6 protein-coding genes and 2 pseudogenes are annotated in these 10,906 nt (G+C 68.4%); 5 read left to right on the plus strand and 3 right to left on the minus strand.

Annotated features, from left to right (window positions below; translation table 11 throughout):
- The 3 genes and pseudogenes from CV1CTNOD_RS07510 to CV1CTNOD_RS07520 all read left to right on the plus strand — a co-directional run.
- On the plus strand, nt 1-1,244 hold a 1,244-nt coding region (locus tag CV1CTNOD_RS07510), incomplete at its 5' end, for a LacI family DNA-binding transcriptional regulator (protein ID WP_242606456.1).
- 159 nt (nt 1,245-1,403) lie between these two features.
- A complete protein-coding gene (locus CV1CTNOD_RS07515; protein ID WP_131785430.1) occupies nt 1,404-1,667 on the plus strand; it encodes a metalloregulator ArsR/SmtB family transcription factor in 264 nt (87 codons plus the stop codon).
- A gap of 115 nt (nt 1,668-1,782) precedes the next feature.
- Nucleotides 1,783-2,446: pseudogene (locus CV1CTNOD_RS07520) on the plus strand (transposase); the annotation flags it as partial.
- Nucleotides 2,447-3,528: 1,082 nt separating this feature from the next.
- On the opposite strand, the pseudogene CV1CTNOD_RS28160 reads toward CV1CTNOD_RS07520, so the two are convergent.
- A pseudogene (locus tag CV1CTNOD_RS28160) lies at nt 3,529-4,911 on the minus strand (IS701 family transposase); the annotation flags it as partial.
- A gap of 255 nt (nt 4,912-5,166) precedes the next feature.
- Here CV1CTNOD_RS28160 and CV1CTNOD_RS25495 point away from each other — a divergent pair.
- Nucleotides 5,167-5,325: a hypothetical protein gene (locus CV1CTNOD_RS25495; RefSeq protein ID WP_207386254.1), complete on the plus strand. Its 159-nt coding sequence runs from the start codon at nt 5,167-5,169 to the stop codon at nt 5,323-5,325.
- A gap of 232 nt (nt 5,326-5,557) precedes the next feature.
- On the plus strand, nt 5,558-7,114 hold the full coding sequence (locus tag CV1CTNOD_RS07535) for a N,N-dimethylformamidase beta subunit family domain-containing protein (protein WP_242606458.1): 1,557 nt from the start codon (nt 5,558-5,560) through the stop codon (nt 7,112-7,114).
- A gap of 105 nt (nt 7,115-7,219) precedes the next feature.
- On the opposite strand, the gene CV1CTNOD_RS27670 is transcribed toward CV1CTNOD_RS07535, so the two are convergent.
- Nucleotides 7,220-7,729: a phosphotransferase family protein gene (locus CV1CTNOD_RS27670; RefSeq protein WP_347402904.1), complete on the minus strand. Its 510-nt coding sequence runs from the start codon at nt 7,727-7,729 to the stop codon at nt 7,220-7,222.
- On the minus strand, nt 7,630-10,722 hold the full coding sequence (locus CV1CTNOD_RS27675) for an aminoglycoside phosphotransferase family protein (protein ID WP_347402903.1): 3,093 nt from the start codon (nt 10,720-10,722) through the stop codon (nt 7,630-7,632). The genes CV1CTNOD_RS27670 and CV1CTNOD_RS27675 overlap by 100 nt, the downstream gene beginning before the upstream one ends.
- Nucleotides 10,723-10,906 lie beyond the last annotated feature (184 nt).

Consider the following 10,906-nt stretch of genomic DNA (forward strand, 5'->3'; position numbering starts at 1 on the left):
GTGGGGGGTTCCAGTGGGCGCACGTCGGGGGCGAGGAGGAACCCGGGATGGGCGGCAGCATCGAGGAGGTGGCCAAGAAGGCGGGCGTCTCTACGGCGACAGTGTCGCGGGCGCTGCGTGGGCTATCGGGTGTCGCCGAAAGCACCCGACAACGGGTGCTGGAAGCTGCTGCGCAGCTGCAGTATATGGCGTCACCGCCGGCGTCCCGGCTCGCTGGCGGGCGTACGGGCGCGATCGGGGTGGTCGTGCCGTATGTGACCAGGTGGTTTTCCGCTCAGATCGTCAGCGGGGCCGAGGCGGTGCTACGGGCGGAGGGGCTGGACCTGCTGCTTTATAACCTCGGCGACGAGGCGGGCCGAGTGCGCATCTTCGATGCGCTGCGCAAGCGGGTCGATGCGGTGCTCGTGCTGGGTCGGCCGCTCACCCCAACGGAGAGCGAGGTTTTGCACACGCTTGATGTGCCGGTTGTTCTGGTCGGCGCGACCGTGCCCGGCTTCCCCAGCGTGCGGACCGATGACGTCGCCGGTGCCCGGGCGGCGGTACAACACCTGATCAATCTGGGCCATCGGCGGATCGGGCTGATCTCCGGCGAGGGATCAGATGATGGTGAACCGATGCACTTCACCGCATCCCAGGATCGGCGGCACGGGTATCGCCAGGCCCTTGCAGCAGCCGGCATCGAATGTGACCCCGGGTTGGAGTCGGTCGGGGATTTCACCTGGCGGGGAGGCACACGGGCTATGGCCGAGCTGCTCTCGGTCCAGTCGCCGCCAACGGCGGTGTTCGCCGCAAGCGACGAGATGGCGATGGGCGCGCTGGAGGCGTTGCGCCGTGCCGGGTTCCGCGTGCCGGAGGACATGTCGGTGATCGGTTTCGGCGGGCATGATATGGCGGAGTTGTTCGGCCTGACGACGATTGCCCAGCCGGTGGTCCGTCAGGGGGAGATCGCTGCCCGACTGCTGCTCGATCTCCTCGGCCGAAACCGTCCGTCGCCTTCCTACCGGTCCGAGGGTGCCGTTGCTGCGAACGTCAGCGGTGAGCGTGTCACTGGTGGGGGGTCGGCCGTCGGTGCCGGGGAGACCCAGCCTCCCGCCGGGAGGCTGGGCAGCCTGACCGACGCCGCCCTCACTGCATCCCCGGATCAGAGCGAATCGATCGTGGTAGAGGTACCGACGCGTATTCAGATCCGTCGCACGACGTGCACCGGCTGGTCCCGGCTGGACATCCGGCCGCGGCTGCCGTGAAGACGGGTTACAGCCCCGTCCGGGTGGCCGCCCGGCTGGAAGCCTCCGGGTTCACCGTCCCAGACCCGACCAATCCCTGATCACTGTCCCGAGACCCGCGCTGGGCGGCCAACACCAGGGCCGCCCAGCACCAGGGTCGCCCACCGAGAGGATCGAAAGATGGGCGACGATCAACTGCAACTGCATGAGGTCTTCGCGGTTCTTTCTAGCCCGAGGCGGCGTCACCTGCTCGAGCGGCTGTGTGAGAGCGATGCCACGGTCGGTGAGCTCGCCAAGTGGTACAAGGCCGACGTGCAGGCGGTGTCCGAGGACCTGATGATGCTCGAGCAGGCCGGCCTGGTCAGCCGTAGAGAGGAGGCCCACCGCAGCCTGATGCACCTCAATGCGGAGGTGTTCGACCTGATAACCGGAGGGATCGAGTAGGTCCGGCCCCGGGTCGAGCGACGAGACCAGGAGACCCCTGGGAGACCCCTGAAAATCTTGCCCTGTTCGGGTGTCATGGCCGGGCTTGGTGGTGGTTGGGGTCAAGAATCGGGGCGTGCAGGGACGTTCGGGGTCGGATCGGGAGTTGTTCGACGCGGGTGGGTGGGCGCGGGACACGGGATCTGGTGCCGGCGGGCAGTGTGTTTGCGTTCCTGGCGGATCATCGGCGGGAGCTGTTCCCGGATGAGATCGCGGAACTGTTCCCGTCGAACGGCCGGCGGGGGCTGCCCGCGGACCTGGTGGCCTCGACGATCGTGTTGCGGGCGTTGCACGGCCTGTCCGATGCCGAGGCGGTCGCCGCGCTACGGTTCGACCTGAGGTGGAAGGTGGCGTATGGCCTGCCGGTGGGCCACAGGGAGTTTCACCCGACGTCGCTGACGTACTGGCGGGGCCGGCTGGCCGCGTCGCAACGACCCGAGCGGATCTTCGACGCGGTACGAGAGGTCGTCAGCGCGACCGGGTTGCTGGCCGGGAAGACCCGGCGGGTGTTGGACTCGACGGTGCTGGCGGACGCGGTCTCCACCCAGGACAGGGTGACCAAGCTGATCGCCGCGATCCGCTGGATCGGCCGGGTGGTTGCCAGCGCGCAGGAGGTGATCGCGGCTCACTGTCGGGGTCACGACTACACCCGGCCGGGGAAACCGTCGATCGCCTGGAACGATACCGACGCCCGCGACGGGCGTCAGCGCGGGTTGGTCACCGACGCGCTCGCCCTGCTCGATGCTGTCGATGAGCCCCCGCCGGCTCCGAGGCCGCCCAGGCGGTCGCACTGCTGGCGCTGGTCGCCGGCCAGGACGTCGAACCCGCCGACGGTTCGGACGGCACGGACGGGAAGTGGCGGATCGCCCGCAAGGTGCCCCCGCGCGGGTGATCTCCACGGTGGACCCGGACCCGGCACATCCACAAGTCCCGCTAATCAAAGATCGACGGCTACAAGACGCACGTGATCGCCAAACCGGACAACGGGATCATCACCGGCCGCCAGCTCACCCAAGGTGCGGGCGAGGGCAGCGGCGACGGCACGGTCGGCGCGGCCCTGCTGGCCGCCGATGCGACGATCAGGGGGCCGGTCGATGCGCTCGGCGACTCCGCCTACGGCACCGCCGACCTGCTCGCCACGGTGATCGACGCCGGGCACACCCCGATCGTCAAACCCTGGCCGACCCGACCGAACATCTCCGGCGGGTTCGACCCCGACGACTTCGGCATCGACCACACCGCCGGCACCATCACCTGCTCCGCCGGACACACCGCCGTGTTCACCCCCACCCGCGACGGCGACGTCGCCGCGTTCGGCACTCTGTGCGCCGACTGCCCGCTGCGCGCCCGGTGCACCACCGCGAAGAAAGGCCGCACGATCACCCTGCACCCCGCGACCAGATGCTGCGCGAACACCCCACCCCGCGACCGACCCGCCCGAAATCGACACCCAGGGTAACATCAACACCACCAGCATGTGCCTGACGGGCGGTGGATCACCGGGTCGGCGGAGCGATCCGCGATCAGACGGTCGACGTAACGAGCAATTGGATTCGGCGGCGTGCATCACGTCCGCGCTGTCCGGTGACTTCCCATGGCCACCGGGTCGGTGGCTGCGGAGTCGGCGTGAACTCCACGAACCAAGGGGACGACGTGAGGTGGATTCGGCTCGCTCGGCTACAGCTCGACCTGACCCATGGTGCAGGTGACGGTGTCGCCGCCGAACCAGATCGTCCCCTCGTACGTAATCGCTTGTATCGGTAGTTTGTTGTGATCGACATTTCATGATCTGTGATCTTCTGTGATCTATGGAGGTAGGCAGAGCCGGTGCCCGGCGGCGAGTGTGTCGATGAGTTCGCCGAGCGGGTGGGGCGTCGGGGCGGTGGTCCAGGCCTGCCAGACCCGCTGGAGGAGGCGCAGTGGGGTCAGGCAGGCGCGGACCCGGCGGAGGCTGACCGGCCAGGACGGCGGTGGGCTGCCGGGCGGTGATGCGTGGCCGGTGTGGCCGTCGGATGAGGCGGGTACGGCTGGGGGGGCTGTCGTGCCAGCACAGGCTGAACGCGCAGTGCACCAGGGTCTGGTGGCGGGTGATCGCGGTGGCGGAGCGGACCTGGAAATCAGCCCAGCCGAGTTCGTGTGTGACCTGTTTGTAGTCCTGTTCGACCCAGCCGCGCAGCCCGTACAGGCGGATGATCTCGTTGTAGGCGGCGGAGGGGAACGCCGACGCCGCGGGCAGGTCGGGGTGGGGCAGGGTGGTGGCCAGGTACCAGGTGCTGGTCGCCGGCAGGGTCGCCGGGTCGGTGGTGGCCACGACCAGTCGGGTCGGCCCGCCGATCCGGTAGGGGCCGGCCCGGCAGTCGGTGGCCCACCAGGTCTCGGTGTGCCCGTCGCGGTAGACACGGGTCACCGGTGTCCCCTGGCCGGGCCGGGTGGGCCCGGCCCAGACCCGTGCGCGGGCGGCCTGGGCCGGGGTGCGGATGTCGGTGTCCTCGTCGGGGCGGGTCAGTTCCTGGTGGGGTTTCAGTGCCAGCACGAACGGCACGCCGGCGGCGCGTAGCTCGGTGACGAGGCCGGGGCTTTCGGACGGGCCGTAGAAACAGTCGGCGACCACCGCGCGGAAGCCGATGCCGGCGGTGCGGGCGTCGCCGACCAGGGTGGCGGCGAGCCGGCCCTTGGTCCGAAACGCCGGGTCCGTCCGCCCGCCGGGCAGTCGGGACGCCGGGGTGTAGAGCCGGGTGTGCAGCGGGTGGTAGACCCGCTCGTCCGCCCAGGCCGTGGACACCGCGACGATGCCACGGTCGACGCCGCCGCGGGAGCCGATGTACTGGCGGGCCACGCCCGCGGTGGCGTGCCCGCTCTTCCGGTCCCCGGAGTCGTCGAGGATCAGTACCCCGCCCGGGTGCGGGGCTGTGGCCGGTTCTGCTTGCAGCAGCTCGACCCGCCGCCTGTTGATCTTCTCGTGGTCCCCCGGGGACTCCGAGAGGAACCACTGCAGCCGTTGGACCTCCCGGTGCTGCGCGCCCACGACCGGCTCGGCGCCGGCCAGGCCGGTCAGTGTCTTGTTCCGGTCCCGCGGTGCCAGCAAACCGGCCAGGTAGTCCCGGAACCCCCGCCGCTGCGCCCGCGAGGCGAACAGGTCGTCGAACCGGGATGCGTAGGTCTCCACCGGCGCCGGAGCCGGCGGACAGGGCAGCCGCGCTGTCATCGCGATCACCTCCGCGACTGGGACAGTCCTTCCCTTACCCGACACAGCCGGGGATTCCATGGTCACCCACATGATCAATCGATCACAACAAACCACCGCCAGTTACCTGCGGCCGAGGCTGCCCGCAACAGTCCGGTCCTTTATCTGCACGACGGGATTCCGCCATTGATCGTGGCGCGTGGCGGCAACGAGACGGTGGCCTTTGTCTCCGAACATGATCGGTTTTTATCGGCGCTGGCTGGCATGGGAGCGCGGGTGACCGACCTGATCGTTCCCTCCCGCAATCACTTCGACCTCCCGCTGGTTCTCGGTGACCCGAATACGGCGCTCGGCCGGACAACACTGGCGCATATGGGTCTGCAGACGCCGTCCGGCGAGCCGCCGATCGATGATTGCGGGTCGGCGAACTGTTAGCACATGAAATGAACTGTGAACATGAAATATCGCTCAGGGTGATATTCCGGGGTGGGCTTGTTCTCCGCGCGGCGGCGCCGGTGACGGCCGGGCTGTGGAAAGCCGGTATCCACCGGGGCCGATTGTGGACAGCGAGCCACGACTGGCGAGGATGGTCGGCATGCTCGTCCCTGGCGTTCCACATCATCGGTCCACGTCGGCTCCAAGAGCCGCATGTGCCGTTCTTGCGATCGTGGCCACTCTTCTGGTCGCGCTGAACGGCTGCTCCGGGGAAGGCGGCCGTGGCCGGGGGCCGACCCACCGTGTCCCCACCGCACCGGAGGCGGGGGCCAGGTCAGGCAGCGAGGTCGGGTCAGGCAGTGACGTCGCGGACGCCGGCTTCGACGTCCGGGCCGAAAACACCAAACCTGGCGCCGACTGCGGCCTGTCCCGACTCGGTTACGATCATGCGGTGGAAGGCTGGCTGGACCACACCAGCGTCCGGCCCGGTGGCGATGTCCGCCTGTTCGTGTCCACGACCGCGCCCACCTTGACGGTCTCGGTCTTCCGGCTTGGTTGGTACGGCGGGCGGACCTGCCGGCTGGTCACCACGGTCGGTCCACTTCATGGGCGGGTACAGCCACCCGCATCCCGCGATCCCCGGACCGGTACGGTCAGCACGGCCTGGGAGCCGACCACGACCTTTGCCACGGGCGGCTGGCCGCCCGGCGCCTATCTGTTGCGTATCGACAGTTCGGAAGGATTCCAGACGTATGTTCCACTGACGCTGCGGAGCACGTCGATGTCCGGACGGGTGGTGATGCTGAATGCTGTGACAACCTGGCAGGCATATAACGCCTGGGGTGGTTACAGTCTTTACCACGGCCCGAAGGGGTTTGCCGACCGGGCCCGGATCGTCTCGTTCGACCGGCCGTACGACTATGGCGACGGCGCCGCGGACTTCACCGGTAACGAGGCGCCCGTCATCATCCTGGCGGAGAAGCTCGCCCTGCCTGTCGGTTACGCCACGGACATCGATCTACACGCCGATCCGCATCTGCTGGACGGTGCCCGCGCGGTTGTTTCGATGGGGCACGACGAGTACTACTCGCCTGCCATGCGGGACGCGCTGACCCGGGCCCGTGACCGAGGCGTGAATCTGGCCTTCCTCGGTGCGAACGCGGTGTACCGACGCATTCGACTGGGCCCGACGACGTTTGGTCCGGACCGGCTGGAAACCGGTTACAAGGTCGCATCCGAGGATCCGCTGAACGGTGTCGACAACGCCGCCGTGACCGCCAACTGGCCGTCCCCGCCGGCGGCGGATCCGGAAAGCTCGCTGACCGGCGGCATGTACCAGTGCAATCCGGTACACGCAGATCTGGTCGTCCGCGACCCTGGGCACTGGTTGTTCGCCGGTACCGGGGTAAGCGTGGGCAGCCGGATTCCCGGTATGATCGGTTCCGAATACGATCGGGTCGACCTCACGTATCCGACGCCGGCCCGGATCGAGGTTGTCGCCCATTCGCCGGTGGTGTGTCACGGTCGGGCCGACCATGCCGATGTCAGCTACTACACCGCTGATTCCGGCGCCGGGGTGTTCGACGCGGGCAGCAGCGCATGGGTGTGTGCGGTGGCTGACGTGTGCGGGTCCGGCGCTATGGGGCTGGACATGCAGAGTTTCGTTACCACGGTCACCACCACACTGTTGACCACGTTCGCGCGGGGCCCGGCCGGCGGGCTGCATCCGGGGGCGCGGTCGATCCCGGATGATGCCGCTTCCCGGGGCGCGAGCACCGCCGGGCAGTGATAGCGCCGACGAGCGATAGCGTCGGCAGCTGGATACACTGGCGTTCGACGCCCGAAATGCTGGTACAACACATCGATATATGCCGTCGGGACGGGGCTCAAACCGTTATACATTCCGGGTGTCGGACCATCGGCGGACGGGGCCTTCGACCACGTCCGGGGTGATGCTGGCGCCCGTGTTCCACACGAGGTGGGCGGCAGCGAGTTTCCCGGCGAGTGCGTCGATCAATGCGCGTATCCGGTCGTCGCCAGTGGCGGGATCGGCGACGAGTTTGGTGTAGCGGACGGTGTCCACGATCGCTGATTTGACCCGTTCGTGGGCGAGGTACGTCGCCAGGTCGGGTTCCCAGCCGTCGGTGGCGACGGGGTCCATGCGGGCGAGCCAGCCGGCGAGGAACTGGTTGGTCTCGTCGGGCTGGTAGGCCATCTTGTGGACGTGGACGGCGAGATCGTAGACGGGATCTCCCCACAGAGCCAGTTCCCAGTCCAGGAAGTACGTCCGGCCAGCATCAACGATCATGTTCTTGCGGTGGATGTCGGTGTGGAGAAGCTGGAATGGCCGTGGTCGCAGGCTGCTCCATCCGGAAAGGACCGACGTAAGGGGGTTCGCCGGGATACCGAGCTCATGGAAGACGTTACCGAAGTCGGGGAGAAAGCGGCGGTGAACCCCGCTGGTGACCGACGAGAGTCGGCGGGCGAATTCGGCCGTTGCCGCGTCCGCAGGCCAATTTCCGCGGGGGGGGGTAGGCGTTGTCGAGAGACATGGCCGAGTATGTGCAGGAGCTCGACGACGTCGTCGATGACGTGGCCGGGCACGCGTACCCCGCGCGGAGCGACGTTGTCGAGCAGCTCGCCCGCTTTGAACTCGTGGATCTGGAAGGGCGGCGTGTCCGTGGCGTACGTGTCCGTGGCGTAGAGGAGCCGGGGCGCCGCGGGGACGCGGTCGCGGATCGCGCGCAGCACGGTGGGTTCGGGCCAGATACTGAGGTCCATGGTGTCCGTGTCGGGGATCGGTATCCGAACGATCACGTCTCCGGCCGGGATGGACAGCCGGACGTTGTGGTTGTAAAAGCCGGAGGCGCTGTCAGCGCGCTCGCTGGCCTGGCGGTGGAGGTCCGCAGGTCGGTAGATCTGGCCGTCGAGCAGCTCGTCGACGAACCCGGCGATGCGCCGGTCGGTCTCCTCGAACGAGCCAATCGGCTGGATGGTGGCGCGGGCGCGGCGGGCGGCAGCGTTGACGTCGTCCTGTGGCAGGCCGAGCGCGTCGAGGGCGCACGCGGCAGCGAGGATCAGGGTTGGGTAGACGTGGGCCGCTTCCAGCTCTGCCACGGCACGTAGAAGAGAAGGGACGGCTTCGTCGAGGCGGCCGAGACGGGCGAGGAGCAGCCCCTGGTAGAGCTCGGCGCGGGCCCGGCCGGAGCGGTACCCGGCCCGGTCGAGCGCGGTGAACGCCGACTGCAGCGAGTTGTCGGCTTCGGCGAGCCGGCCGGTGCGCAGCTGTCCGACGGCGAGCGCCGTATACGCCTTCCCGAGCTCGTGGTGAGCGCCGATCTCGGCCTGTATCTCCAGCGCCCGACCCGCTTCGATGATCGCTTGTGTGGGGTCGGTCATCGCCAGCAGTTCGGCGCGGTTCGTCTGGATGTTCGCCAGGCCGAGCACGCTGTCCGCCGCCGTGTAGTGGGCCTCGGCCTCGTCGAGGTAGCGCCGGGAGGCATCGAGGTCGAACGCGAAGCGACCCGCGAGGTGACGCAGCCGTGCGACGTCGGCACGGAACTCCCGGTCGTCGGCGCCGGCCTGGGCGGCGTCGAGCTGCGCGGCGAGGATCTCCGCGTCGGTGAAACGGCCCTGGCACATGTGCAGGTCCGCGGCCCACAGGCCGGCGGTCCGTCGAGCGGTGCCACTGCCTTGTTCCCACACCTGCGTGAAGATGGTGAGCGCGGCTGCGGTGTGGCCGGCGATCCGCCGTCCCTGCCCGGCCGCGACCGCCAGACGCCCACCCACGACGGTGGGGATCGCGCCTGTGGCGGCCCAGGTCTGTCGAGGGGTCAGCCGGATCGCGGTGGAGGCGTCACCGAGTCGGACGGCGGCCTCGGTGTTCAGGCATCGTAACGTGGTTGCGAGATCGTCGTCGGTGTGGTCGGTCAGCCACGCGTGCAGGTCGTTGGTCATGCCGGCGGCGGCGGTGTGGCCGCCCCAGCGGACCGCCCGGTCGGTGTAGTCGAGCAGCTCGGCACCGGAGGTCTGTCCGGCCCGCACACCGTGGTAGGCCGCTTCCCTCAGCGCGTGGGCACTTCTCGCTCGTCCTGCACCGATGGCGGTGGCGGCACGGTTGTCCCACAGACCCCGCATCAACAGGTGGATGTCGGTGGCGACGCCGTCGGTCAGCCGGTTGCGCAGGGCCGTGCGCATGAGTTGGTGGAAGCGCAGGCCCGGGCCTGCCGGGTAGACGAACGAGTAGGCGGTCAGGGACTCCCAGACGACCCGGTTCGCGGGAAGATGGAACGCACGGGCGAGCATCCGGAAGATCTCGTAATCGAATGTGCGGGCTGGGCTCAGGATCTCCAGCGAGCTGATCTCATCAGCTGCGACGTGTTGCAGGAACCGGGCGAGGATCTCTTCGGGAGACACCAGCGTGCCGCTGACCCGACCCCCGGTCTGCTGGTGCATGTCGACCGCGAGGTTCAGGTAGAACGGCAGGCCGGCGCTTGCGTTCGCGATGGCGGCCAGTTTCGCGGGTTCGTCGATCCCACCGGCGCCGAGCAGCTCGAGCCGCGCCTGCATGGGCAGCCCACCGATGTCGCACACCCGGATGACGGGTCCCCAGTCGGCATCGTGCTTCTCCCAGCGCAGCGGCTCACGACTGGCGATGACCACCAGCCCCCGGTCCAGCTGGCCGACCAGGTCCCGCAGCCAGACATCCGCCAGTTGCGCACGCCCGGTCCGGATCGGCGCCGGAACCATCGCTTCATAGCTGTCCACGATGATCATATAAGGCGTGTCGGTGCTGGCGTCGCGGAGGTCTTGCGCGAACAGGTAGGTGACGGCGTCGGCGAGTTCGCTGTTCGACAACCCGTCGAGTTTTTCGAGGGTTTCATCGTGACGGATATGCCGTCTGCGCCGGACGTCCGACGAGGTGCGTTCGAAGATTTTCAGCAGACCGACAGCGGTGCCGAACACCGGTACCCCGGCGACACTGTCGGCGATTTCGGTCAGGATGGAGCTGCCCTGGACGAACGGCAGTTCTCTCCTGCTCAGACGCAGATGCGGGTGAAGCCGCTGCCACAGCACCGCGTACGCGATGTCGAAGCGGTCGAAACGCACCCCCTGCGTACCCAGCTCACCCCGCAGTACCGCGAGCGCGTCGTCATGCTGCCGCAACGCGGGAACCTGCAGATCCAGCATTACGGTCCGCCAACCAGCGCCTGCGGTGTCCGCCAGCTCGCGCAGCAGCCGGGACTTGCCGATGCCGCCCACGCCGACGACGTTGAATACCCGTGTCTGCGAACCGACCCGGGCCATCTCCTCGGCGAACGCGGCCAGGACCGGTTCCCGGTCGACGAACGGACGCTGCAACGCGGCAACCCGGCGGAACCGAGGCGTAATCGCCATCCCAACCCCTTGTGTGGACCGGGCCAGCGCTGTGGCCGCCCATCGGGCACCATCTGGTCAGTATGTAATCACACAGGAAGCAACCAGGAGCAGGAGTATCAGGCGCTGGTAACCGCCCGCATCCGGGCTGTTCGGCGAGAAGGACGGCAGGCGGATCGCTTACCGCATGCAGGGTATGTTGAAC

Source organism: Protofrankia symbiont of Coriaria ruscifolia (assembly GCF_900634745.1).
Classification (GTDB): Bacteria; Actinomycetota; Actinomycetes; order Frankiales; family Frankiaceae; genus Protofrankia; species Protofrankia californiensis.